27 protein-coding genes are annotated in these 24136 nt (G+C 34.3%); 7 read left to right on the top strand and 20 right to left on the bottom strand.

The window, feature by feature from the left end; genetic code table 11:
- Positions 1–86: 86 nt before the first annotated feature.
- Both rsgA and AC3EMB_RS10170 read right to left on the bottom strand, forming a co-directional pair.
- Positions 87–1136, bottom strand: coding sequence for a ribosome small subunit-dependent GTPase A (rsgA, locus tag AC3EMB_RS10175; RefSeq protein ID WP_069355450.1), 1050 nt, complete (start codon positions 1134–1136; stop codon positions 87–89).
- A gap of 182 nt (positions 1137–1318) precedes the next feature.
- Positions 1319–1846: a DinB family protein gene (locus AC3EMB_RS10170; protein ID WP_069355449.1), complete on the bottom strand. Its 528-nt coding sequence runs from the start codon at positions 1844–1846 to the stop codon at positions 1319–1321.
- Between the two features lie 196 nt (positions 1847–2042).
- Here AC3EMB_RS10170 and AC3EMB_RS10165 point away from each other — a divergent pair, with 196 nt between their 5' ends.
- Positions 2043–2390: a DUF4257 domain-containing protein gene (locus tag AC3EMB_RS10165; protein WP_000426321.1), complete on the top strand. Its 348-nt coding sequence runs from the start codon at positions 2043–2045 to the stop codon at positions 2388–2390.
- A gap of 84 nt (positions 2391–2474) precedes the next feature.
- The gene (locus tag AC3EMB_RS10160) at positions 2475–2699 is read left to right on the top strand and encodes a hypothetical protein (RefSeq protein ID WP_000162602.1); all 225 of its coding nucleotides are present in this window, start codon (positions 2475–2477) and stop codon (positions 2697–2699) included.
- A 294-nt stretch (positions 2700–2993) separates the two neighbouring features.
- Here the strand turns inward: AC3EMB_RS10160 and AC3EMB_RS10155 are convergent, their stop codons facing one another.
- Positions 2994–4169 (bottom strand): MFS transporter, encoded by a 1176-nt coding sequence (locus tag AC3EMB_RS10155; RefSeq protein WP_061661205.1) that lies wholly within the window; start codon positions 4167–4169, stop codon positions 2994–2996.
- 47 nt (positions 4170–4216) lie between these two features.
- The gene (locus AC3EMB_RS10150; protein WP_053564707.1) at positions 4217–5152 is read right to left on the bottom strand and encodes an aldo/keto reductase; all 936 of its coding nucleotides are present in this window, start codon (positions 5150–5152) and stop codon (positions 4217–4219) included.
- Positions 5153–5258: 106 nt separating this feature from the next.
- Here AC3EMB_RS10150 and AC3EMB_RS10145 point away from each other — a divergent pair, with 106 nt between their 5' ends.
- Positions 5259–5567 carry an ArsR/SmtB family transcription factor gene (locus tag AC3EMB_RS10145; RefSeq protein WP_053564708.1) on the top strand — a complete coding sequence of 103 codons (309 nt, stop codon included), beginning with the start codon at positions 5259–5261 and terminating at the stop codon, positions 5565–5567.
- A 39-nt stretch (positions 5568–5606) separates the two neighbouring features.
- Here AC3EMB_RS10145 and AC3EMB_RS10140 read toward each other — a convergent pair whose 3' ends face one another.
- The 3 genes from AC3EMB_RS10140 to AC3EMB_RS10130 all read right to left on the bottom strand — a co-directional run bounded on the left by AC3EMB_RS10140 (position 5607) and on the right by AC3EMB_RS10130 (position 9113).
- Positions 5607–6554 (bottom strand): serine protease, encoded by a 948-nt coding sequence (locus tag AC3EMB_RS10140; RefSeq protein WP_053564709.1) that lies wholly within the window; start codon positions 6552–6554, stop codon positions 5607–5609.
- Between the two features lie 275 nt (positions 6555–6829).
- A complete protein-coding gene (locus tag AC3EMB_RS10135) occupies positions 6830–7117 on the bottom strand; it encodes an AbrB/MazE/SpoVT family DNA-binding domain-containing protein (RefSeq protein ID WP_000648324.1) in 288 nt (95 codons plus the stop codon).
- A gap of 115 nt (positions 7118–7232) precedes the next feature.
- Entirely contained in the window at positions 7233–9113 is a 1881-nt protein-coding gene (locus tag AC3EMB_RS10130; protein WP_075719450.1) for an FtsX-like permease family protein, read from the bottom strand.
- A 274-nt stretch (positions 9114–9387) separates the two neighbouring features.
- Between AC3EMB_RS10130 and nadE the strand changes: the two genes are divergently transcribed.
- Entirely contained in the window at positions 9388–10206 is an 819-nt protein-coding gene (gene nadE / locus AC3EMB_RS10125) for an NAD(+) synthase (protein WP_088025274.1), read from the top strand.
- A gap of 44 nt (positions 10207–10250) precedes the next feature.
- On the opposite strand, the gene AC3EMB_RS10120 is transcribed toward nadE, so the two are convergent.
- The 4 genes from AC3EMB_RS10120 to AC3EMB_RS10105 form a co-directional block, all read right to left on the bottom strand.
- Complete coding sequence (locus AC3EMB_RS10120; RefSeq protein WP_000024996.1) at positions 10251–10712, bottom strand: NUDIX hydrolase; 462 nt, start codon at positions 10710–10712, stop codon at positions 10251–10253.
- Between the two features lie 31 nt (positions 10713–10743).
- Positions 10744–10941, bottom strand: a complete 198-nt coding sequence (locus AC3EMB_RS10115) for a DUF4083 domain-containing protein (RefSeq protein ID WP_001048104.1) — start codon at positions 10939–10941, stop codon at positions 10744–10746.
- A gap of 107 nt (positions 10942–11048) precedes the next feature.
- On the bottom strand, positions 11049–12209 hold the full coding sequence (locus AC3EMB_RS10110; protein ID WP_000520865.1) for a transglutaminase domain-containing protein: 1161 nt from the start codon (positions 12207–12209) through the stop codon (positions 11049–11051).
- Between the two features lie 150 nt (positions 12210–12359).
- Positions 12360–13112 (bottom strand): YwqG family protein, encoded by a 753-nt coding sequence (locus tag AC3EMB_RS10105; protein ID WP_001034838.1) that lies wholly within the window; start codon positions 13110–13112, stop codon positions 12360–12362.
- 223 nt (positions 13113–13335) lie between these two features.
- On the opposite strand from AC3EMB_RS10105, the gene AC3EMB_RS10100 reads away from it, so the two are divergent.
- The gene (locus tag AC3EMB_RS10100; protein WP_000540425.1) at positions 13336–13482 is read left to right on the top strand and encodes a YjcZ family sporulation protein; all 147 of its coding nucleotides are present in this window, start codon (positions 13336–13338) and stop codon (positions 13480–13482) included.
- An 87-nt stretch (positions 13483–13569) separates the two neighbouring features.
- On the top strand, positions 13570–14535 hold the full coding sequence (locus tag AC3EMB_RS10095) for a patatin-like phospholipase family protein (protein WP_000686789.1): 966 nt from the start codon (positions 13570–13572) through the stop codon (positions 14533–14535).
- 113 nt (positions 14536–14648) lie between these two features.
- Here AC3EMB_RS10095 and AC3EMB_RS10090 read toward each other — a convergent pair whose 3' ends face one another.
- Positions 14649–14816 carry a DUF3933 family protein gene (locus tag AC3EMB_RS10090; RefSeq protein WP_000816389.1) on the bottom strand — a complete coding sequence of 56 codons (168 nt, stop codon included), beginning with the start codon at positions 14814–14816 and terminating at the stop codon, positions 14649–14651.
- A 12-nt stretch (positions 14817–14828) separates the two neighbouring features.
- On the bottom strand, positions 14829–16271 hold the full coding sequence (locus AC3EMB_RS10085; RefSeq protein WP_454500456.1) for an aminotransferase-like domain-containing protein: 1443 nt from the start codon (positions 16269–16271) through the stop codon (positions 14829–14831).
- A gap of 118 nt (positions 16272–16389) precedes the next feature.
- Here AC3EMB_RS10085 and AC3EMB_RS10080 point away from each other — a divergent pair, with 118 nt between their 5' ends.
- Complete coding sequence (locus AC3EMB_RS10080) at positions 16390–17004, top strand: LysE/ArgO family amino acid transporter (RefSeq protein WP_001287303.1); 615 nt, start codon at positions 16390–16392, stop codon at positions 17002–17004.
- 53 nt (positions 17005–17057) lie between these two features.
- Here AC3EMB_RS10080 and bcbE read toward each other — a convergent pair whose 3' ends face one another.
- The 7 genes from bcbE to AC3EMB_RS10045 form a co-directional block, all read right to left on the bottom strand.
- Positions 17058–18287 (bottom strand): bacillibactin exporter BcbE, encoded by a 1230-nt coding sequence (bcbE, locus tag AC3EMB_RS10075; RefSeq protein WP_488517777.1) that lies wholly within the window; start codon positions 18285–18287, stop codon positions 17058–17060.
- Between the two features lie 236 nt (positions 18288–18523).
- A complete protein-coding gene (locus AC3EMB_RS10070; protein ID WP_000113545.1) occupies positions 18524–18730 on the bottom strand; it encodes an alpha/beta-type small acid-soluble spore protein in 207 nt (68 codons plus the stop codon).
- Positions 18731–18853: 123 nt separating this feature from the next.
- Positions 18854–19696 carry a sugar phosphate isomerase/epimerase family protein gene (locus AC3EMB_RS10065; protein ID WP_000877670.1) on the bottom strand — a complete coding sequence of 281 codons (843 nt, stop codon included), beginning with the start codon at positions 19694–19696 and terminating at the stop codon, positions 18854–18856.
- A gap of 37 nt (positions 19697–19733) precedes the next feature.
- Complete coding sequence (locus tag AC3EMB_RS10060) at positions 19734–20717, bottom strand: DUF6005 family protein (protein ID WP_141241087.1); 984 nt, start codon at positions 20715–20717, stop codon at positions 19734–19736.
- Between the two features lie 23 nt (positions 20718–20740).
- Positions 20741–21016 (bottom strand): petrobactin biosynthesis protein AsbD, encoded by a 276-nt coding sequence (asbD, locus tag AC3EMB_RS10055; RefSeq protein WP_001250560.1) that lies wholly within the window; start codon positions 21014–21016, stop codon positions 20741–20743.
- The gene (locus AC3EMB_RS10050; RefSeq protein WP_095691050.1) at positions 21013–22251 is read right to left on the bottom strand and encodes an AMP-binding protein; all 1239 of its coding nucleotides are present in this window, start codon (positions 22249–22251) and stop codon (positions 21013–21015) included. The genes asbD and AC3EMB_RS10050 overlap by 4 nt, the downstream gene beginning before the upstream one ends.
- Positions 22238–24076 carry an IucA/IucC family protein gene (locus tag AC3EMB_RS10045; RefSeq protein ID WP_488517668.1) on the bottom strand — a complete coding sequence of 613 codons (1839 nt, stop codon included), beginning with the start codon at positions 24074–24076 and terminating at the stop codon, positions 22238–22240. The genes AC3EMB_RS10050 and AC3EMB_RS10045 overlap by 14 nt, the downstream gene beginning before the upstream one ends.
- Positions 24077–24136: the final 60 nt, after the last annotated feature.

Here is a 24136-nt window from a genome sequence, read left to right as displayed (position 1 = left end):
CAATTAAGTTCCCTTTGTCTATATATATGAATAATATTATTATAAAATTTACAAATAGAAAAAACCAAAGGGGCACCCTTTGGTTTTTACATTTTTTTATGTTGTTTAGAAAGCTTTTTCCACTTATCACGCTCTGCTCTGGCAAGGATTACATCTTGTTTTCTCATAAAATACGCCAGTTCTCTTTGTAATTTTTTATAGCTTTTCAAACGATCTATCGTAATAAGTCCGTTATCAATTGCACTATGCACCGCGCATCCTGGTTCATCCTCATGCTTACAATCACGAAAACGGCATGTTGTCGCAAGTTTTTCAATATCAGAGAATGTTGTTTGAATCGCTTCGCTTCCTTCCCAAAGTTGCAATTCTCTCATGCCGGGAGTATCAATTACGAGAGCGCCACTTGGCAATTGAAATAACTCTCGATGCGTTGTCGTATGCCTCCCCCTACTATCCTCTTCACGTATATCTCCCGTTTTTGCTACCTCAATTCCTATTAGCGCATTTAACAAAGTTGACTTTCCTACCCCTGATGACCCAACTAAAGCAATTGTTTTCCCTGAAGAAACGAATTGTTTCAACGAATCAATACCTGTATGCTCTAAACTATCAACAACGAAAATAGGAACACCAATTGCTATAGCTTCCGTTTCTACAATTTTCTGTTCTACATCATTACATATACTACTCTTTGTTAAAACAATAACTGGCATAGCGCCACTTTCATACGCTAATAATAAATAACGTTCCATCCTTCTAACATTAAAATCATGATTAAGTGCATTCACTAAAAATAAATAATCTACATTTGCTGCTATTACTTGTTCTTCCGTTCGAGTACCAGCTTCTTGCCTAGAAAAAGAGCTTCTTCTCGGAAAAATACGATGAATGATAGCTTTCTTTTCATTCTCTATTTTCTTTATATACACCCAATCACCAACAGCTGGATAATCTCCCTTCGTTACTGCTTCATGCCGAAACTTTCCAGACAGTTCTGCCATATATTCACCATCATTACAAATAATTCGATATATATGCTTATGCTCAAGTAAAATACGCCCTACTTCAAAGTTCTCTACAGCTTGTTCCTCAAAAAAAGAATCCCAGCCATACGATTCTAAAATATTTTGATTCAAATTGATATCCTCCCTAGTTTAAGCTAAGTGGAAGGATAGTGCGCTCACTTATATCGTTTCGCCCTTTCCATCCACCTTTGTATTTGGTTTATTATTCATATAAGTTATTTTCGCCATAATACATCACCCCGTTCTTATTTTAATTACTCTCATTATATGGAATTCTCCTATAAAAAGCTACATCATTTAACGTAATTTTCAAATAACTCGTTTTTGAGCATTCTAATTTGTCCTCGGTGACTAATTTCATCTTCTAGCACATGAAACCAAAGATAGTGCTGGTTATATACTACACCGTTAGGCCACTTTCTTTCTGACATGAGCCACTCATTACCTTGTTCACTTAAATACTTCAGAGATTCTTCTCGAACACTTTGTAGAAGTTGTACATAATACTGTATTTCATGACCACAGATCGCTCTACCTGCTTCCCCTAAATACAATGCATCTTCCCATATTTCTAATTCTTCTTTTGTAAATTCACGATCTTGAAATGAAATAAGCTGATGAACTTTTTCAATAGCTGCTATATGCTTTAATAAGGCGCCAATTGAATTTCCGCTGCTCTGCATAATTAAATCTAATTGCTCAACTGATAAATTTTTTACTTCGCCTAATGTTACAGCTCTCGTATGCTCAAGCATGCTTACTAATTCCCCTATTTTTTTTGTATAACCATCTACACTTCTTATTCGATAATCTATATTCATATGACGCACCCCTTTCTGCATTCATATTATTGTAAAAATGATTCATATAATAGACTGAAATCTATCGAAATTTTCTGTTATAATTAAATTGAATACAAAATATACCCAAACAAACTTTCTCAATATGCTTATATGAAATATTAAAAGGAATCAATATAAAATAATCGAATCTTATTCACTAAAAGGAGTGGATTCGATGGAAATGTATCAATGGCTAACCGCTGTTCTCGTTGGTGGCATTACTGGCTTCGTTTCCCATCTAATCAATAACCAAGGTAAGTTATTGCTTCCACGCCGTTTGAAAACTTTTTTTCACTTTGGATTTTTAACTGATGTTTTTACCGGTAGCCTAGCTGCACTTCTTGGACTCGTTTTATTCGATGTCACCGCAATAAAAGAAATTATAAAAGTATCCATTGTAACTGCTATTTCCGGTCAAACTTTCTTACTACATCAAGCTCTTGGTGGCGAACAGGCTAAAAATACGCAAATTGGGAAAGCTGATGAGAAGATTCAAGAAATTGACAAATTATTGCGACGTTAGTGTATACTTTCTTTTAAAATTATTGTTATAATGAGAAATAAATATTTTCTATTGCGTCGTTTGTCAGGAGAAAGGGTGTTTCGTATGACAAAAAAGAAAATAGAAGATTTCTTAACAAACTCCGAAAAAGAGGAACTGCTAGAAAACTATAAATGTTTACGAGAAGCCCGCACAAAAAGCGAAGCTAACTATTTTGGTGAAGCAGTAAACCATCTATTAAATAAAGCAAAACAACGAATTATTAAAGATGCAGGTATACATGATGAAAATGCTGCAACTGTTCAATCAAAGAGAAAAGCACTGTTTTAGCTACATTAGCTAAAACAGTGCTTTTTATTACAACATTTTTCACATTACTTTCACATCTATTTCACAATTATAAGTACTCCTATATGTTAAACTAGGTATATCCTTTTCCGAGGAGCTATATGCCGATATATAAACCCCTATCTATATAGGGGTTTTTTATTTTCCCATAATTTTATTACAAATCCTTTTCAATCATACAGCTCAACGACGAATTATTAAAAATACAGCAACTATGCAATCAAAAAGCACCTTTTTAACTTATCCTGAAAAATTGTTTTTTGATTTACTAAAACTTTATGATGCAATTCCTTTTTCATTATCTTTACTAATGTTTTCACCTTTTCTAAACAGAAATAAAGCTACAACATATAATAACGCTGTAAAGCTACCTACTAGTATAAAATTGTGAGATGTTGCAAATAACATTCCTGCTATTACCGCACCAATCATTTGGCCAATGTACATCGAGGCGTTAGCAAGGGCAGCACCTGTTCCCCGTGCTATAGTAGACATGTTTTGTAAATGTCCCATCATTAATACAAACAAAATTCCTGTCACAAAAAATAAAACAAAGAAAAAGAATTCAACAAAAATAAGATTCTTTAAATAGGGAAGTATTACATATAACACTGCCGTAAATACAATTCCACCATAGAAAGAAAGATTGTATCCAATTTTATTTACAAGTCTAGGGCCAAAAATATTACCAGCTAAATTTCCTAATCCTAGTACAAGCATAGCCGTACCTACTTCATGAACCTGTAAGCCAAATTGAATGGAAAGCCATACACCAAAAAATGAAAATGCAGCAAAATTTCCGGTTTGAAAAACAAAGTATGCAAAATAAGAAAGTGAAACCTTTGAATCTGTAAGTAATTGTTTATAACGCTGTAAAATCACTTTTTTATTTCCACCTATATGAACCGACTGTATTTCTGGTAATACAACATAAATAAGAATAACAAGTAGTGCTGATAATATACCAATGAAATAGAATGGGATTGTATAATGTATCGTTGCTAAATAAGCTCCCAGTGGCAGCCCTAAAATTTGAGAGATTGATAACCCTGCTGTTGCAACCCCAATTGCTTTCACAATTTGCTTTTTCTCTATAAGGAGCGGAATGGATGCCCACACTTGTGGAGATACAAAAGCTGCACTTACACCTGCTAAAAATCTAAATGTTAGCATCCATAAAAAACTCGGTGCAATTCCACACAAAAACGTACTTATTGCAAAAAAACTCATACCTAGTACCATCACTTTTTTTCTGTTTAATCCATCTGATATAGGACCAGCAATAAGCGCAAATCCAGCATACCCTAAAGCATACGAACTCACCATCCATCCTGACAACTCGGTTGAAACATGATACACCTGTTGTAATGTCGGCAACAGTGGTGAAATTAAGAAAGTGTCTGTACCGATCATAAACATTATCGTGAAAAATACAGCTAGTACTCTATTCATTTAGACCTTCTCCTTATATAAACAGAGGGTACTATCCCTCTGTTTCACTAATCTTCTAAAATAGATTGGATTTCTTTCATGACTCTTTCATTCAATGAAACGTCTACCGCTTTCACACTTTCTCTTATTTGCTCTGCCCGCTTTCCACCAGGTATAACTGTATCAATTCCTTCTTTATTTAATAACCATGCTAACGCTAAATGAGACACTTCAATATCATTTTCTTTCGCTAACCCTTTTAACTTTTCCACTTTCTTAAAATTACTCTTATATGTATTTTCTTCAAATAGATTTACATTTTGGCGCCAATCAACTTCGTTCAATTTAAAATCTTCTGTATATTTTCCGCCTAATATTCCAAAAGCAAGAGGCCCATATGGAATAAATGAAATACCCGCTTCTATACAATACGGCAACAGTTCTTCCTCAGCCGTACGTTCTAACACATTGTACGGAGATTGTACAACATCTATATGACCATGTTGGTTCGCTTCTTTTAATTGTTCTATGTTTACGTTCGATATTCCAATTGAACGAATTTTCCCTTCTTCTTTTAAACGAGTAAGCTCTCCGATTGAATCTATGTAACTTGTTTCAGGATTTGTAAAATGTAAATAATATAAATCAATATAATCAGTCTGTAATCTTCTTAAGCTATTCTCCACAGCATTTCTTAAATAACTTGGTTCATTGTTAATATAAGTTTCTCCATTTAACAACGGTTGAATTCCACCTTTTGTAGCAAGTATAAACTCATGACGTTTTCCCTTTAATACTTCTCCTACTAATTCCTCTGATCTACCGAAACCATATGAATCTGCTGTATCAAAAAATGTAATCCTTTGCTGAATAGCTTCTTCTACTAATCGCTTTCCTTCTTCTTCATTCACATCAGCATATAAATTATGTCCCCCTACTGCATTTGTACCTAAACCCAACTTTGAAATATTTAATCCTGCCTTTTGCAATTTTGTATACTTCATTTTTTCTCCCCCTATATTTCTATTGTTCGAATATTTTCGAACAATAGAAATATACCACTCTATATGTTATAGTGCAAATATCTTAACTTATACAAGTAGGTGAAATATGCGTACACTCTATCATCCAAATCGAGAAGAAATTCAATTTTCTTCTGTCTTATATGCACTTAGCGATCAAATTCGTTTACAAATTGTAAATATGTTACTAGAGAAAAGTGAACAATCTTGTGGTGCTTTAAACATCCCTATTGCGAAATCAACTTTATCTCACCATTTCAAAGTTTTACGTGAGTCAGGTGTTATGTACACGCGCCTTGAAGGAACACAACGTTTCATTTCAATTCGTGAAGAAGATTTAAATGCTAGATTCCCAGGTTTGTTACAAGTTGTATTACATGCGACAAAGCCATATTAAAAAACATCTCATATTCATATGAGATGTTTTTTAATATGGCTATTCTTTTAATAAATCTATTAATCCATTCCCTTCAGATGTACGTTCGTACCCTAAAGGTACAGTTCTTTTAATAAGTTGTGCATATATTTCCGGCTCTGATAACTTTCGACCGTATTCTTTCTCACACTGTTTAATGAGCAAGGCGAGCGCCCCAGCAATATGCGGCGTCGCCATGGAAGTTCCACTTAACACAGCATATTTCCCATCTGGATACGTAGATAATATTTCATCACCTGGCGCTACTAGATCAATTTCTTGATTTGAATTACTAAAACATGCAATCTTCCGCTCTAAATTAACAGCACCAACTTCAATTACCTCAGAGTAAGCACCTGGGAAATCTAATTCCTCTGTTTCATCATCGCAATCTCCATTATTTCCAGCAGCACATACAACGAGAACATCCTGCTTTACCGCATTTTGAATTGCTTCATGTAATTCTGGAACATCTTGCGGACCACCAAGTGACATTGAAATAATTCTCACTTTCTCTTGATTCGGCCCTCTCCAATTTACAGCATAATGAATTGCCTCAATAATTTGCTCATAACTTCCAGAACCATCTCCCGCTAAAACTTTTAATACTAACATTTTAGCAAGTGGTGCAACTCCTAATACACCGACACCATTTTCAGTCGCGGCAATCGTCCCCGCTACATGAGTACCATGTCCGTTATTATCAAGATACACATTTGGATCAGCTTCATAATCTTTTGTGAAATTTCTTCCGTCGATAATACGATCTTTTAAATCTATATGATTAGTATCACACCCTGTATCTAATACGGCAACGACTACATCTTGCCCCTTCACACTCTTTTCCCATACTTGCGGAGCGTGAATCATTTGTACACCTGGTGGAATTTCATTTACTTGTTCTACCACCTTATTTACGGTAAACGGAATCAATTGTATACCTTTTTGTTTATTCACTGTACTACTCATCGTAATCCCTCCTGAAAATGTATTATTTTCATTTCAGACCACTTTTGAATACGTGTAAATGTAACATTCGTTTTATTCTTTTTGTTTTCCTTCTTTTCAAATATTTCTCAACATCATTTACTAACTCTATACTACTTTTTTATTTTCCCTATGATTTGTAGGAAGTAACCCCCCATGTCGTTCAACTACTAACCAAAATAAGAGAACCAATTAATGGTCCTCTTACAGTCTTTTAAAAGAATGATATGTAATTGGAAAAATAATATAAATTAAGACTAAACCTCACTCTTGTTTAAAAACTTTTCTATTTCTTTTACTAAATATTCCGCTCCCTCTATCCCAACAGTAATATTTCCATTTGCTAATGATATGTTCTGTTCTGAAACATCACCTGTGATTTGGCAAGCATTGTAAGGTTGATATTTTTGTAGAATGATTTTATCTGCTTCTACAAAAATTTCAAGCGGTGATTTGATTTGTATTCCCAATACATCGCGTAATTCTTTAGGGATAACAATTCGTCCTAATTCGTCTACTTTTCGAATAACTCCTGTTGCTTTCATATTTCTCCCCCCTTACTCTATATTAATTTTTTCACCTCGCTTTTTCCATTTTATCACTTTTTGGCAATACTTGCCTCTTTTTAGAAAATTTTGTACTCGAGTTAAAAAAACACATTTAATGCATACGTAATCTCTCTTTCAATTGTTTTACATAACGGGATCTTATAAGTAAGAAGTATACAATTTGAATACCTATGAAAATACTTAATACAACTGTATTTTCTTTAAACAATGAGTACTCAAACATTTGCCCTAACGCAGTTAAGGCTACTGCCCCATGTAATGTTGCAACACCAATTGGAACGAAGAATAAAAGCGCCAATCGAATTGTAACTACCTTCGATAATTCCCCACTCGTCAATCCAACTTTTCGAATCATTTCGAACAAGCGAACATCATCCTCCAAATCGGAGAATAAACGGAAGTAAAGGAAACTTCCTGCGCAAACGAAAAATACTATACCAATAAAGAAACCTACAAATAAAATCGGTCCTGCAATTTGTAAACTTTGGTTTTGTTCGTACTCTTCCGCACTAAACGTTGACTGTTCTTGATACGGTTTAATTTGATGAGTAAGCTCTTTACCAATTTCAATCTCATCTTTCGTTCTTTCAGTTTTATACATATAATCTTTTGTCTCTATAAATCCATCTTGTAATGAATCATATTGATTATTAGAGATTACATAAACATTTCCTCTTAATATTTTCCCCAATGAAGATGAAGTAACTTTTTTCACCTTTAAACTTTCATTCATATTGGGTAAAGTAATTTCTTTTCTTTCTTTCATCGCTGGCCCTGGTATATCAGCTGACAAAAATACAATCTCTTTATTGGCTACAGTATTAAATGGTTCTCCTGTTAACTTTGCATATTCCTTATAATCTGATTCTTTTATAAAAGTGGCGCTTCTTAACGACTGTTCCTCCGTTTTCTTTGTCGAAATATTAGTTTTTGAAGCTGCTATATTATGTTTCTTTAATCCTTTGTCAATCATTTGTATATGTTGTGATTCGTTACTATTCCCTTGCTTAGAATGGTAATGAAACGCAATTGGTCTCTCCATTATCCCTTTCGTCATGGATGCGAAGCCGACTAATGTCCCTATTGCGGAAAATGCTACAGTAGAAATAATGGTTACAATAAAGAACATTCTTGCGTTATCTCTCATGCGATACGCTAAATCTGATAACGTAATAATATTAGTCTGTGTCCAATAGAAACGTTTACTTTTTTTACATAATCGAATAATAAAGACACTCAGCTGCTTGTACAACAAATACGTCCCAATAATAACTACCGTTGTAACAGGAATCATCATAATAAATACCATTGCACCATGCGATAGAAGAGCTCCTATATAGCCAGCACTAAGCAATACTACTGCTAATATTGAAGAAATGATTGATGCTTTCGGTTCTGGTTTTGCCTCTGCTGACCCTCTAAACAACTTCATAATTTTATTTTTACGAATCATTCCTGCACTAAACAATGATATGATCATAAATAATATGAAAAACATAATACTTGTTACAACAATTGCTTTCATCGGTATGTAATAGGATAAGGAGATATCTAGTTTTAATATCATCGGGGCGACAAATAGTAATACCCCTGAAAATAACATACCTGAAAGAATACCAAAAATAATTGCCCCTATTCCAATCATAATATTTTCAAAAAAGATAAGACGCTTTAATTGATATTTCGTCATACCTAGCATCATTAAAATTCCTAGCTCACGCTTTCTCGTTTTTAAAAACATTCCCATCGAATATAAAATAAAGAAGAATGTAAATAAGTAAATAATAGACTGTGCAAAAGACATACTTACGAATACGTACTGACCCAATTCTCCTGCACTTAATGCCGGATGAAACGCAAAAAATGAATACACAAAAAAGGCCATAATAGCAAATGCACTACTCAAAAAATAGGCTGAGTATGTCCGTCTATTTCGCGTTACATTCCGATATGCGAGTTCTCTAATGTTCATATTACTTCTCCGCCCTTCTTTCTACTAACTATGTTTTTATATTAGTAAAGTACGGAAATACCTTCCATCGATTCAAATGACAAAAACCTTACAGTTTTGAAAGGTTTAAAAAAATTGCTTATACGTAGTACTTTATTTATAATGACTACATTCGTATTCATACACACATCCTATTGTATATTCGTTAGTTTTGCGAAATAATAAAGGATAGAAGTATGTACCATTATACATATAAACTTATTTACCGCTTTAATATGAATAGGAGGAAAACATAATGACATTACAAGAACAGATTATGAAAGCATTACATGTTCAACCTGTAATTGATCCAAAAGTTGAAATTCGTAAACGAGTTGATTTCTTAAAAGATTATGTAAAAAAAACAGGTGCAAAAGGATTTGTACTTGGTATTAGCGGCGGCCAAGACTCTACATTAGCAGGACGCTTAGCACAACTTGCAGTTGAAGAAATTCGTAACGAAGGTGGTAATGTAACGTTTATCGCCGTACGTCTTCCTTATAAAGTACAAAAAGATGAAAATGATGCACAATTAGCATTACAATTCATTCAAGCAGATCAATCTGTTGCATTTGATATTGCTTCAACTGTTGATGCTTTTTCAAATCAATATGAAAACTTATTGGGTGAATCATTAACAGATTTCAATAAAGGTAACGTGAAAGCACGTATCCGTATGGTTACTCAATATGCAATTGGTGGACAAAAAGGGCTTCTTGTTATCGGAACAGATCACGCTGCAGAAGCTGTAACAGGGTTCTTTACAAAATTCGGAGATGGTGGTGCAGATTTATTACCATTAACGGGATTAACGAAGCGCCAAGGACGTGCATTATTACAAGAGTTAGGTGCAGACGAGCGACTTTACTTAAAAATGCCAACAGCTGATTTATTAGATGAAAAACCAGGTCAAGCTGACGAAACAGAGTTAGGTATTACTTATGATCAATTAGATGATTATTTAGAAGGTAAAGCAGTTCCAGCTGACGTTGCAGAGAAAATTGAAAAACGTTACACAGTGAGTGAGCATAAAAGACAAGTACCAGCGTCAATGTTTGATGATTGGTGGAAATAAAACATAAAAAAGAAGCTAATCTCATTTAGCTTCTTTTTTATATGTTAACGATATACCCCTACTCTTTTCTCCAATAAATCTTGCAGGCAATCTTCATGCTGTTTACAAAATAACGGTGGCATGTCGTCTAACGGGAAAAACTTCAAATCCAACGTTTCATCACCATCTACTTTTTTGTCGCCCCCAACTATTGAGCATGAAAAACACATCACAATTGACTGTGCCTTGTCTCCATTTGGATATGATTGAAAATATTTTGTATACACTCCAATAAGCTCATTTATTTCTACATCATACCCGGTTTCTTCTTTTATTTCTCGGATTGCAGTTTCCGCAGCCGATTCTCCTATCTCCATTGCGCCACCTGGAAAGCCCCAAGCGTTAAAGTCTCCTCTTTTTTGCAGTAATACTTCTCCTTCTTTATTAAATACACAACCACCGGCAAAGTTTAAGAAAACATAATCATGTCCTACTTTTTCACGTAATTCTTTTATATAATTCGCCATTCTCTTTCCCCTTTTCATACTTCTTCTATCGCTATTTCTTATCTTTTTCAAGCAATTCAATAATTCGATCTAGCTTCTGGTTCATATTAATCACGTGGTGTTTCTTTGCAACGCTGCTTTGTAATACTCTTCTAATAAACAAAGTAAATGATATGAAAAACAAAACGATAAGTCCGATTACTAAACAAGTATATATCAATGTGAAAATATTACTTTCGAACAAGTTCATTCAGCATTCACATCCTCTCCTTTTTATTTTATCACATAATTTCCAATATTTTAAAGTGATCAACAAATATAAAAAGAGCATCTTTTACAGATGCTCTTTCTCATTGCTTAATACGTAAATGTAATTGTCGCCAATGAATAACCAGCCAATGCACTATAAGGTGCTACTTGATAAGACACACGCTTTGCACCTTTTGGCCAATTTATTTCATTTAATACTTTCTTTATATCTTGCATCGTTCCATCCATGGACTGCTTATATCGTACTTCTACTTTTTCTGGTTTGGCTGCAAACTGTTGCTGCAACTTTTGCTTAAATTCATTATAATTTTCTGCTCCGTATTCTGCAGATAAGTATTGTAAATTTGTTTCTTTTAACATCTGCTCATATACAACAGTTTTTGAGCTACCAGCTTTTATTTTATTTGTTAATTCACCAAAATAACTTGTAGTTGCCGCTGGATATTTGCTACGATCCCATTCATGATCTTTACTTAACTGTTCGTCAGACATATTAAAATATGAGTAAGTTACACGCCCTGCTTTATCTGGTACTGGATCATCAAATGTAGTATCTAGGTGATACCATTTGTTTTCAATGTTCACTAAATTCCACGCGTGAGCTTGTCCATTTCCTGTGCCTGTTACAATATGATTTTGAATACCTGCCTCTTTTAACAACTCATACGTTAATAATGTATATCCTTGGCAAACGGCAGAACGATTCGCTAATGCTTCATATGCTGTATACGCTTGATAAGACGTATCATAAGACACATGCTTCACAACGTAATCGTGAATAGCTTTTACTTTCTCATGCTCATCCATCCCTGGTTTTACAATTGATCCAACAATTGATTTCGCCTGAGCTTTTACATATTGAGTTTGTTCTTTTGATTCACGGTATTTTACTTGCAGTGTAAACGTATAGTCCCCTGGCATTCCTTTAATAGAATATCTAGTAGACGCTACATTATATTTTACATACTCATCAGCATCTACAATTTTATTAAACTCACCATACAATTGATCCATAATATTTCTAGCATTTCTATCTTTTGTTTTATATGTGATTGTAATATTTTCTTCTCGATTATCAATCTGTTTTTTTAATTCTTTTCTGAAATCATCTAATAACTTTACATCTGATTGTGCTGTCACCGTAGTCGGATTTGTAGCTGCATAAGATACAGATGACGCTTGTAAGCCTCCCATTACTATAGTTGAACAAAGTGCGGCAGCTGTCACATACTTACTTGTCTTTCCCATCTTGTCACTCCTTATATTCTATAACTATACGAAAAAGTATCGTATAGTTTCAGAGTATACAATACTTTTTCGTATAGGTCATATGAGATTATGCATATTAACTAATTCACATAAAAAGGTTGTTCTTTTTAAAAGAACAACCTTTTTTCATTAGCATGTTTGTAATACACAGCATGTATTTTCAAAACGTTGATTTTTCAAATCTTCATTACTAATACAGAAATATAGCATCCCTAGTTCTCCCCAAACCATATTACAATTTTTATGATCTGAATCAATTTGGAATAAAAGAGTCATTTGCTGCGGGTCTACTCCCATATATTCTCCTGTCTCATATAACACTTCTTCTTGTACAGAGAATGGCTCACCAAACATTTGATGGTTATCGTAGTTATCTGGAATTAGCTCTTCAAGTAATTGCAAGAAACGATCTGAATCAGCCTCATCTTCAATGAAAAGTTCTGGTAATTTGTATGTCAGTTCAAAAGTAATTGCACACTGGTTATATTTCGCTTGTATTTCATTTTCTCTTCGTAATTGCTCTACAGGAACATCATAATAAAGTACACGCCCAGCTTCTGTTAGATTCACATTTTCTTCAAAATAATTTTCAATGCAAAAGAAATACAGCATCCCCGTCTTAGGAAGATTGTGATCCATACCAACGTTTTGTAAATCACTTAAGTTAAATTGCGCGATAAATTGTAGTGGATTTCCTTTATGCTTTGGATATTCAAATAAAGCTGGTAAATCAGGAACTCCTCCCATTTTCGAACTACCTATCGCAACAGTTTCCTGCTGCTTTGGCACAACTTTTATACAAGGAAATACAGTATTAATAAGTTCCTCTTTCAAGTGTGTTAGTTCATATTTATCAATTAATACTTCAATTTTTTTATTCATAAATTCTCCTTACATTTACATACTTATTTATATCATAGTACAAAGATTATACTTCATTCTTTACAAAATCAACAAGCCTCCAAAAAACGGGCTTATCCTTCGTACGCGAACAAGTTTAAAAAAGCATACTATACATTGTTCCTACAAACACGATAGTTCTTTAGTTCTTCCAGTACATTTTCCCCTCGTTCATTTTTATTTTTAATATAAGGAGGAATTCCACATGGGTTACGGATATAGTTGCGGCGGTTACGGTTACGGCGGTAGCTGTGGTGGTTGTGGTTACGGAGGTTTCGCTTTATTAATCGTTTTATTCATCCTTCTAATCATCATCGGAGCTAGCTGTTGGGGCGGCTTTGTAGGCTGCTAGTAAACTTAAAAACCATTGTAAAAAAGCACGTACAATACGTGCTTTTTTGCCATTTCCAAATCTTTTATTTGAAAGGAAGTATGTTTAATGAAGATTGATGGTGTTTTTGAAGGAGGCGGTGTGCGCGGTATTGCGCATGTTGGGGCAATTTGCGCGTTAGCCGAAAAAGGTTATGAATGGGAACGTGTAGCTGGAACATCAGCTGGTGCAATTATCGCGGCACTTTTAGCTGCAGGATATTCTTGTTCAGAGCTAAAAACCATTATAACTGATATCGATTATAACAAATTTACGAAGAAAACCTTTATTGACAAAATCCCCTTTATCGGAAAAGGACTAAGTGCATGGACTACTCTAGGTATATACTCTAATGTATTTATAGAAGAATGGATTGAAGAATTACTTCGAAAAAAAGGTGTTCATTTATTTACTGATTTACCGGATCTAAACAAACTCAAAATCATCGCTTCTGATATTAGTAATGGTAAAATGGTTGTCTTTCCTGACGACTTACCAAACTATGGATTTTTAAATTATCGCTTCTCTATCGCTAAAGCGGTAAGAATGAGTAGTACAATCCCCTTCTTCTTTGAACCCGTAAAATGGAGAACTCCAAAATGGAAGCAGCCTTGTTATATGGTTGACGGAGGAATTCTAAGTAATTATCCAATTTGGATCTTCGATTCACCTACCGCTCCTCGCTGGCCGACTTTCGGATTTCATTTTGTAAAAGATGAGATTCAAGCTGACCCTGCTCACTATAACGAGCCTATTTCTATGTTCAAAGGACTATTTAAAACAATGATGCAAGCTCATGATTTACGTCATTTAGATAAGGAATCAAAAGCAAGAACGATTACAATTCCAACAGGAACGATTACAAGTACTAATTTTGAACTGACGAAGGAAGAAAAAGACTGGCTTTACAATTCTGGTTATAACTCTGCTAATAAATTTTTACAAGCTTGGAACTTTAGGCAATATATTGATGAGTATAGAAAAGGAAATCAAGACCGAAAGACAAATCGATTTTTTCGTCAACTTGACTCATAATATTATTACTTTGCGTATAAATACGAGAACGTTTAACAACTTAATAGTAAATAAGCCTAGTAAATTCTTATATTACTAGACTTATTTACTTCCTATATAATCTCATACATTGTTTAAGGATACGTTAAGCCTTCGGCTTCTTCTGCAGTTATAACTATGTAACGATTTCCCGTTCTTAATCCTAACAGTTCTGCTTTTTCAATCGCCTCTTGCTTCGTCTCCGCATAAGCAGCTAAATATTTTTCTCCATTGATCATTTGGCAAATTACATATTGTTTCATTACTTTCTCCTCTTACTTTTTCATTAGTTGTGCAAGTTTTTTTATACCTATTTCAATTTCTTCTAACGTTGCGTATGAATACGATAGGCGCAAAAATTGATTTGCACTTCTATCATATAAAGTACCTGGGTTTAATAAAACCTTTTCTTGCAGAGCTTTATCAAATAAACTGCGATATGAAATGGGTATTTTTATATGTACCCATATATAAAACCCGCCTGTTGGTTCATGCCAAGTTGCTATTTCACGAAGATATTTATCTAACATTAGTAACATAAAATCTCTTCGTTTTTTCAATTCACTTCTTACAAATCGCAAATGCTCATCATATAGACCATTTGTAAACCACTCTGCTGCAATTTGCTGAGATATAGTGCTTGAACCATAATCTGTTTGCATTTTTATGTCTGACAATCTTTGAATTACTGGCTCGGGTCCAACAATCCATCCAATTCTTAAACCTGGACTAATTACTTTGGACATGCTTCCAATATGTAGTACAATTCCATTTTTATCATAGGCTTTTAAAGGTTTCGAACTAGGTACATCAAACCATAAGTCTTGATACACTGCGTCCTCTATAATAGGTAATCCAATTTCATTACATACTTCCATTATTTCTTTTCGCTTCTTAGTATTCATACTAAAATTCGTCGGATTATGAAAAGACGGGATTGTATATAAAATAGAGGCATTGAACTGCTTCTTATATTTCTTAATATATGATGTATGTAACCCGCTCTCATCCATGGGGATTCCAATTAAACGTACTCCTGCTGATTGAAAAACATTAAGCGAATATAAATAGGATGGTTTCTCTAATAAGATTGATGCCCCTTTCGAAAGCAGCCCCATAGAAATAAGTTGCAACGCTTGAATTGCTCCTGAAACAATTAATATAGAGGCAGGAGATACATATACGCCATGCTCCTTTAAGTATTCGGAAATCTTTTCCCTTAAATACAGATTTCCTTTCGGCTCTTCATACCCAAGCGTCACATTTGACTTTAAAAGCTTATTCATAATTTCTTTCATCTTTTTCTCAGGTAAGAGACTCGGCGCGAGCTCACCTGTTCCTAACCGAATTACATGTGGATAAAATTCAGCTTGATTAATCTCTTGAATAGCTGGGAGATTCGGATAATGAACTCCTGTTTCTACATAAGACTGCCAATTAGGCGGGGGTGCGTAAGTTGAAGCATTCTCATTATTATTTACAACAATTGTTCCTTTCCTGCCATTCCCTTCAATATATCCCTTCGCAACTAGTTCATCGAAAGCCATTACAATTGTGCTTCGATTCACACCAAATGTATGGGCCAAATCTCTTTGTGAAGGTAATTTTGTTCCAACGGTCCATTCTCCATTAACAATCCTTTCTTTTATATACGTTTCTATTTGTTTATACAGCGGCGTCGCTAGAGACATATTCGGTTTCCAAACGAATCTTTCCATCATATCACCTTATATTCTTTTTGGTTGGTAACCTCCCCAACCATATGGATGGATACAAATTTTCATTTCTTCTATACAATATACACTATCATAATGAATTAAAATAGGAGGTAATATGATGAGTGAAGCAATTATTCATGGTATCATTCTTGCATTTGGACTTATCATTCCATTAGGTGTACAAAATGTTTTTGTCTTTAACCAAGGCGCTAGCCAACCAAACATTTGGAGGGCAGCCCCTGTAGTATTAACTGCCTCTATATGTGATACGTTACTCATATTGATTGCGGTGCAAGGTGTCTCCCTTGTACTCCTTACTTTTTCTTGGCTAACTAACTCGTTATATATAATTGGATTTTTCTTTCTCCTATATATGGGCTTTGTTATTTGGAGAAGTAACCCTTCCAACGATGTAAAACAAGAAAAAAGTATGCCCTTAAAAAAGCAAATCCTTTTCGCAGCATCAGTTTCGTTATTAAATCCACATGCAATTTTAGACACAATCGGTGTAATTGGAACAAATTCTATTCAATACATAGGAAGTGAAAAATGGGCTTTTACACTTGCAACTATTATCGTTTCTTGGATTTGGTTTATAAGCTTAGCTTTAGCGGGGAAATTTCTAAAAAGACTAGACTCAACCGGAAAGACAATCTTATTATTAAATAAATTTTCTGGTCTCATCATATGGGGTGTCGCGCTTTATATGTTAAAACAAGTTATTTATTCTTAATGAACGAAAGAGAATTGCATGTTACTGAAAACATCATGCAATTCTCTTTCAAATTATGAAGTAGGTTCCGGTTTCTGTTTTACCGTCTTTGCATCTTTTGCTGGTTTAATCCAAATGATTGCTATAACAGCACCAATGGCAGCGAAAATACTTGTCAAATAAAACACTTCATGGTCCGCCCCTTTCATAAAAAAAGAATATAAAGGTGGTCCAGCTGCTACACCGATAAATCGCATTGAACTATAAAAGGACGTAACCGTTCCCCTTTGCTCCTTTTCAATCCCTTGTGTAATGAGAGCATCTAAACATGGGAGTGCCATACCAATTCCTATCCCCATAATAACGAGACAAAGAAGTAGTAAGTAAATCCCTTTTATAAATAAAGGAATGATGACTGATGCAGCTGCCATTAAAAAACCAATATAAATACACTTCTTCATAACATTTTGATTATCTCCAATTTTTTTACCGGCCATATAGGAACTAAGTGACAGTACAAGTAACGGGATAGCAAGCACACACCCTTTCCATATACCATGAATGTCATACTTTGATTCCAGTATAGTCGACAAATAAAAGAGAATTCCGAATAAAATAAGCATAATAATTGCACCTAATGCAAAAATGGCAATTAACCATCTTCCCTTTTCTCGAAACGTAGAGATAATAGATCGAATAAACTCTTTTAGTGGCGGTACTTCCCCTTCTTGTTTTTTTGCCTTTACTAATACCAGCAATAAAACAATTGCTACGACACATAAAACTGGAATCGCCCAAAATGGTAAGAACCATACAATGGCAGCAAGAGCAGACCCTAAAATAGGGCTCAGCACTTTCCCAAATGTATTAGATGTTTCTATGATTCCTAAACCTGTACTAACTTGTTTTTCGTCTTTGTATAAATCACCAACACACGGTATAACAACTGGCATTGCACCAGCAGCACCAATACCTTGAATCGCTCTACCAATCAATATCCAATTGTAGGGATTATCAACTTTCCAAGATACCCAACCAGTTATCGCTCCTCCTATAGCTGCAATCAGCAAACTCGGAACCATTACCATCTTTCGTCCCCATCTATCTGATAAATAACCAGCAATCGGTATAAGTAGAATGGCTACGATAGAGTAAATTGTAATAATCATGGATACTTGAAACGATGAAATATGTAATTTCTTTTCAATAGTCGGCAGAATTGGGATGAGCATTGAATTCCCTAATGTCATAACAAGTGGAACTGATGCAAGCGCAATTAAACAACAGTTTTCTTTTTTTAACATGTTGGCTTCGAAACCTTTCATCATATATTTCTTACCATATAATAGCCCCGCTGGAACGTAACTTTTCATTCCACCAGGGCTATTACATCTTTACTACTTCCCATTCACAACAAAAGAAATTGGGGAAATTATAGTATTATTCCTATTCTTTGAATCCAGTTCACAATATATCCATACCAATTAATTGAAAAAAAAAGAAAGGAAGAATCCTTCCTTTCTCCTATAACCTTCTACAATTAGCGAGTATATCCGCCACCAAGTTGTTGTTCTGCCATCGCTACAAGGCGTTTTGTAATTTCACCGCCTACAGAACCGTTTGCACGTGAAGAAGTATCAGCGCCAAGTTGTACACCAAACTCTTGTGCAATTTCATATTTCATTTGATCTAAAGCTGCTTGTGCTCCATGTGATGCTAATTGATTAGAATTACGATTTCTAGCCATTACCAATCACCTCCTTATTTATATATAAATTGTGTTAAATTCAAATTAAAATACATGGAAATTTTTGGTTATTTTTTACCATAAAAAAGAGCCTCTAAAACGAGACTCTCACATCATTTCACATTACGAAGTTACTACTTCTAATTTTCTATTTATTAATACTTTCATTTCTTCTTTTAATATCTCTTTTGCATTATGTCCAAACCATTCTAAGGAAGCAAAAAGATCCGTACCTCTCACTTCCTGAATAATCTCATCATAATTTACAATACCTTCAAATAACGGAACCATACCAATACGACTTCCTGCTGCAGCATATACATTATTAGGTTCAAACACATGCAAATAATCCGCTGAAGATATATTCTTAAAATGGTAATGTAGTGTCCACGGCTTTAATCGATGGAAACTGTCTATTGGATCTGCGCCAGACTCCCATATATGAAGAAAATCAAGATTTATTTTTAAATTCGGATGATTTACTTCTTCTAATAGTTCTATAGTAGAAGGCAATGTGTCTGTTAGTGTATTGGGATGTGTTTCTAACAGCACATACATATTGTGCTGAGCAAACACATCACAAATCTTACGTATTCGCTTTACATACTCTTTTCTCTCTTGTTCCGAGAAGTCCTTGCTCCCTTTTTGCCCAGCAAACGTGCGAATTTTATTCGTATTAAACCAATTAGCTAGTACTACAAGTTGTTCACTTTTCTCTATCGTTTTTTCAAAATCTGCTGATAATGATATATCTAAGTAATCACTTATCATCGTAATTTCTAAATTTTTATCCTTTAGAAAAGTCAATTCTCGTTCTGTCGTTTCGCGTTCTTGTATATACAAATTTTGTGCATGAGTCCCCCACAATTCAATTCCTTCAAAACCGTTTTCATATGCAAATTGAACAATATCAGTAAATGAAATTAATTGATGACGAAATGAAATGGTACATAGCGAATATTTCATAGCATTAAACTCCCCTATCTTAAATTCAGTTAGCTTATTAAAAAGTTGCGACAGACTGATTTGTTTTCATACCTTTCCATGATAGAAACTGTCTCTCTAATTCCTTCTTAATTTGCAGTTCAATTGCATTCATTTCATCCAGTTTTTCAATAATCGATACTAGCATACCTTTATTATTCGTCATTGCCATTTTAATTGCACGATACTGTACATTTGTAAATCCTTGTACAATATCCTCTACCCGATCACACCAATAATCAAATTCTTGCTCCGAATATTGCAACGTTTCACGGAAGTATGCAAAGGCATGCTCATAACTATATTTACGAATTGCAAGTACTGGTATTTGTTTTACTGCTGCTACAAGACCAGAAAGCGCATATCCTTCTTCCTCATTTGCCATTTTTACAATTAAATTTTTCAGTTCCATAGTCAGTTCATTGTCGTTCTTTTTGAATGTTTCTGTGAAATAACTAGCTACTGTTTCTTGCGTTGGCTCCCCAATTCCTTCTATATCAATGAAATAACCTCCACCAAATGGGTTATCTTGAATAGAGTGAAGTACTTTTTCTCTTTCCATATTTCCTTCCCAACGAAAATCAGGATCTAGCATGAACCACTCTTCTTCTTTCTCTGTTTTTGATATCATTAAATAATGTGGAAACGGTTTTTGATGAAATTTATTTTCCCTCTCTGGTAATAGAGACATATCAACCATTACAATGACATAACGATTTTCCGGCTTGTTTTCTACTAATTCTAAAAACGTTTCTACATTGCTATCTTTATCTTTTGCATGATCATACCATTCGTTTACTTTAATACCGTACAATTTTTCAAACCAAATTAAATAATGATCATGGTTAATGTTTTCAGAGTGATATGAAATAATTCCGCCTTGTGTTATATCAAAATCTCCATCCCATAGTCCAAAATAAAATGGACGAAAATCAATGTCGCTACGCCTTTTTATAATTTCACAAAAACAACTCACTAAACAGTGCACTTTAATTGAAGTCATACTCTCATCCACTTTCCTAAAGGTTAGTTATTCACATTTACTTCCTGTAACGGCTCTAACTCTTCCATAAAATCAAGCAAAGATCCTACAGTAAGAAATGCCTTTGGGTCTACCTCATCCTCTGGAACGCATAGCTTTACATCCATTTCTATGTATACAATAAGCTGTAACATCATTACCGAATCTATATATAAATCTTGATTTAAGCGCATCGTTTCTTCTAAATGCGTTACATTTTTCAGTTCCATTTTTTCTATCATAATTTTTAACACGGCATTCTTTAACGCTTCCCGTCTCATGTTGTAACCTCTCCCATCTCTAGTAACTTTCTACTTACTTTTCCAGTTTTATTTTTAGGAATTTCATTTACACTTTCAATTTCATGGGGAACTTTATAAGAAGGTAAGTGCTGAATACACCATTCTCTTATTTGTACTGGATCAACATGAGAGATCACTTTCGCTTTAACTATTTCGCCCATGACAGGATGTTTCCCTCGATATACAATTGCCTCTTGAACACCTTCCAATCGAAGCATCGTTTCTTCTACCTCTATAGGAAAGACTTTTAATCCCGAAACATTAATTACATCGTCCATACGCCCCATAAAATGAATGCCACGCTCAGATTTATACCCTAAATCTTTCGTGAAGATTTCCTTATCATTCATTTTCACGACGATTTCTTCCGGTGCATTTTCATCTGAACCTATGCTTATACTCGCATGAGGTAGAGGGTTTCCTAAATCTAAATGGCTCTTCATATCATGACATATACTAATACAACCTGCTTCAGAACAACCGTATTGCTGCATCATATATGTTGTCATTTCTTTTAGTTTATAAAATAGTGCTTCTGGCAAAGGCGATCCTGATGTCATAATTTTATGAAACTGGAACGTTCCTAATGGAAAACTCCCCATAATGTGTAACATAAGTGGTACTGCATATATGATATGTTTTTCTGTATTGCGAACTATATTTAATGCGAATTTAGGATTTTTGTTCGTAATAATTATAGGTTTGCTCCCCCTCGTAATTGCGGATAACGTACCACATATTAGTCCGTATGAATGTGAAACAGGAGCCATAACGATTGGCACTTCATCTACTTCACAGTTTAAAGCTTCATTATAGGCAGTAATTTCTGTATCAACTTCCATCCATGCTCTACGAATCAGTTTCGGTTCTCCCGTAGTTCCCGAACTATATTGCAATAAAGAAGGCTCTTCTAGTAAAAAGTTCCCTACTTCTAATTTTGTAAAATCGCCATATTCTCCATATAAAATCCCTACACAATTTGCACGCTTTGCCATTTCAATAGCCGTTTCTTTTGGCGTATCTTCATGTATAAGTAATACTGATGATTTCTTTTCTTTTAAGAAAAACACAAGCGTAATAATATCGAATGGATCTTTCAGACAAAGTGCAAATCTATTTCCTTCTGCTTCTTGAAATTGTTCCATTTCCTCATAAACTTGTAATCTCAAATTAAAATCACTTTTGCTATACTCTTGTTTATTAACAATTAACATAATTTCCTCCTGTAACAACTGATTTTTGTTTCATAAGTTGTCTTACTCTATACAATGGATTTGGAACTTCATGAACAAGCGATTCCACATCCATATATAATCGACGTTTCGTTAATTGTTCAGCATAGAATGTAGGTGCATATAATTGAATATTTTCAAATCTACCTTTCAAATGTGGATATATTCTTAAATGATCTTCAATTTCTTCAACAACCATCATCCAAAAATGTTCTTCTTTCAATCCATATTCATCCGCAAGTACGAATGCTAATTCTCCTAAATTAAACAGGAAAAGTGCATCTAACACCATCTCTTGCAAACATTCGATGCGATCCATTTCAAAGAAATCATTCATTTTTCCATTCGCATATGTTTTATGCATTTTAGTAAAGTCGGGACATTTGTCAACTTCTTTCAAATATGGACGATAAAACTCAAGCCCTTCATGAAAATCCTTTAACGCAATACGAACAGGCACCCCTTCTTTATGGACTAGAATCATATTTTGTCCATGTGATTCCAGTGCGATACCATGCTCTACAACAAGATGTATAACTGGTATTATCGCTTTTTGAATAAGTAATTGTAGCCAATCCTTCATTCCATATTTGTTCAACCACGCATCAATAATTGGTGTACCATCTTTCTCTTTAGCGTATAAACCATTAAAAGGAATTGCATCCTCTTGTGCATCTAAATACTTATGAATGCTTTCGCGCCAAATACATCCTAATGAACCATATATAGCTTTCTTATTCGTGTCATAAGTTACACTTGAAAACTCGCTTAACAAGATTAAACGTGCTTCATCCATTAAATAAGCGTCATTACTTACAACATCATTTAACCAATTTGATATTGCTGGTGCACTCACAACAGAGTATGGTTTCAGTGTACGGAGTGTTGAAGTGTTGAGTAAATTCATCGATAATTTAACGTACGGTTTCTTTGGACTCGTAATATTTCTTAACGTTCTCATTGACTGTTGCGCGCAATAATCGTCCTCTGATGTTCCTAAATAAATAATAAAATTACCCTGTATATGATCCCCATAATTTGAAATGATGAAATTCTCCCACTGCCATGGGTGAACAGGTATAAACACGTACTGTTTTGGATAACATCCCCTATTACGAATTCGTTCCATAAACTCTTCTAATTTACGATCGCCAATCTCCTCTTTTAAAAGGTCGTTATACATCACTTCATTCTCATAACCTACAGTCGCATAATTCTTATGCGCTGCAATCCATATGAGTTTTATTGGCTGCATAAATTCATATCCATATTGAAAATTGTCACGATATTGAAATCCAACACGTGCTTTATAACTAGGGTGATATGGATGGCCGTCTATTAAATGGCTTTCAAACTCATCGTAAGATTTTTGAGTATATTCTTTCTTATTATTTCTTTCATATTGTGCAATCGTGTCTTTAAATATTGTTTGTTCTAATTCGTGCATAAAAGAATCTAATTTAGCTTGTTCTATACTAGCAACCCGAAAAACTTCTTCTAGAAATTGCGAGACAGATTGTATTTCTTGCTGTTCATCTTGGACTCTTACTATTAATGAGTCTAAAGAAATACGTCCAAATGTCATCCGTTCCCTGCCATAGCATTTGTACGTGACACTTTTGTCTTCTTCATCAAGTCCTTGTATTATAAAAAGAATTTGTTCTTCTTTTTCTATGCGAACCGGTGTAATAATCCCCTCATAAATTAACGATTCTACTAATTGACGTAGCACTCTTCTTCGTACTGAAATGTAATCTTCTGATTCGAGCGCCTTTAATACTTTCGTATGATACATGTCCACTCTCATAAAACCCTCCACCTTATGACAAAATACCATTATTTGTATTACGTGAAATTTTAACGCTAT

The sequence above is a fragment of the Bacillus sp. LQ16 genome (genome assembly GCF_057784645.1).
Note: the sequence above shows the minus strand (reverse complement) of the source record. Positions and strands in the feature narration are given on the sequence as shown.

Excerpts from the sequence above, each read along its gene's own strand:
- AC3EMB_RS10170 (WP_069355449.1), bottom strand. The coding sequence starts at position 1,846 with ATGAATATAGATTATCGAATAAGAAGTGTAGATGGTTATACAAAAAAA.
- AC3EMB_RS10165 (WP_000426321.1), top strand. The coding sequence starts at position 2,043 with ATGGAAATGTATCAATGGCTAACCGCTGTTCTCGTTGGTGGCATTACT.
- AC3EMB_RS10160 (WP_000162602.1), top strand. The coding sequence starts at position 2,475 with ATGACAAAAAAGAAAATAGAAGATTTCTTAACAAACTCCGAAAAAGAG.
- AC3EMB_RS10155 (WP_061661205.1), bottom strand. The coding sequence starts at position 4,169 with ATGAATAGAGTACTAGCTGTATTTTTCACGATAATGTTTATGATCGGT.
- AC3EMB_RS10150 (WP_053564707.1), bottom strand. The coding sequence starts at position 5,152 with ATGAAGTATACAAAATTGCAAAAGGCAGGATTAAATATTTCAAAGTTG.
- AC3EMB_RS10145 (WP_053564708.1), top strand. The coding sequence starts at position 5,259 with ATGCGTACACTCTATCATCCAAATCGAGAAGAAATTCAATTTTCTTCT.
- AC3EMB_RS10140 (WP_053564709.1), bottom strand. The coding sequence starts at position 6,554 with ATGAGTAGTACAGTGAATAAACAAAAAGGTATACAATTGATTCCGTTT.
- AC3EMB_RS10135 (WP_000648324.1), bottom strand. The coding sequence starts at position 7,117 with ATGAAAGCAACAGGAGTTATTCGAAAAGTAGACGAATTAGGACGAATT.
- AC3EMB_RS10130 (WP_075719450.1), bottom strand. The coding sequence starts at position 9,113 with ATGAACATTAGAGAACTCGCATATCGGAATGTAACGCGAAATAGACGG.
- nadE (WP_088025274.1), top strand. The coding sequence starts at position 9,388 with ATGACATTACAAGAACAGATTATGAAAGCATTACATGTTCAACCTGTA.
- AC3EMB_RS10120 (WP_000024996.1), bottom strand. The coding sequence starts at position 10,712 with ATGGCGAATTATATAAAAGAATTACGTGAAAAAGTAGGACATGATTAT.
- AC3EMB_RS10115 (WP_001048104.1), bottom strand. The coding sequence starts at position 10,941 with ATGAACTTGTTCGAAAGTAATATTTTCACATTGATATATACTTGTTTA.
- AC3EMB_RS10110 (WP_000520865.1), bottom strand. The coding sequence starts at position 12,209 with ATGGGAAAGACAAGTAAGTATGTGACAGCTGCCGCACTTTGTTCAACT.
- AC3EMB_RS10105 (WP_001034838.1), bottom strand. The coding sequence starts at position 13,112 with ATGAATAAAAAAATTGAAGTATTAATTGATAAATATGAACTAACACAC.
- AC3EMB_RS10100 (WP_000540425.1), top strand. The coding sequence starts at position 13,336 with ATGGGTTACGGATATAGTTGCGGCGGTTACGGTTACGGCGGTAGCTGT.
- AC3EMB_RS10095 (WP_000686789.1), top strand. The coding sequence starts at position 13,570 with ATGAAGATTGATGGTGTTTTTGAAGGAGGCGGTGTGCGCGGTATTGCG.
- AC3EMB_RS10090 (WP_000816389.1), bottom strand. The coding sequence starts at position 14,816 with ATGAAACAATATGTAATTTGCCAAATGATCAATGGAGAAAAATATTTA.
- AC3EMB_RS10085 (WP_454500456.1), bottom strand. The coding sequence starts at position 16,271 with ATGGAAAGATTCGTTTGGAAACCGAATATGTCTCTAGCGACGCCGCTG.
- AC3EMB_RS10080 (WP_001287303.1), top strand. The coding sequence starts at position 16,390 with ATGAGTGAAGCAATTATTCATGGTATCATTCTTGCATTTGGACTTATC.
- bcbE (WP_488517777.1), bottom strand. The coding sequence starts at position 18,287 with ATGTTAAAAAAAGAAAACTGTTGTTTAATTGCGCTTGCATCAGTTCCA.
- AC3EMB_RS10070 (WP_000113545.1), bottom strand. The coding sequence starts at position 18,730 with ATGGCTAGAAATCGTAATTCTAATCAATTAGCATCACATGGAGCACAA.
- AC3EMB_RS10065 (WP_000877670.1), bottom strand. The coding sequence starts at position 19,696 with ATGAAATATTCGCTATGTACCATTTCATTTCGTCATCAATTAATTTCA.
- AC3EMB_RS10060 (WP_141241087.1), bottom strand. The coding sequence starts at position 20,717 with ATGACTTCAATTAAAGTGCACTGTTTAGTGAGTTGTTTTTGTGAAATT.
- asbD (WP_001250560.1), bottom strand. The coding sequence starts at position 21,016 with ATGAGACGGGAAGCGTTAAAGAATGCCGTGTTAAAAATTATGATAGAA.
- AC3EMB_RS10050 (WP_095691050.1), bottom strand. The coding sequence starts at position 22,251 with ATGTTAATTGTTAATAAACAAGAGTATAGCAAAAGTGATTTTAATTTG.
- AC3EMB_RS10045 (WP_488517668.1), bottom strand. The coding sequence starts at position 24,076 with ATGAGAGTGGACATGTATCATACGAAAGTATTAAAGGCGCTCGAATCA.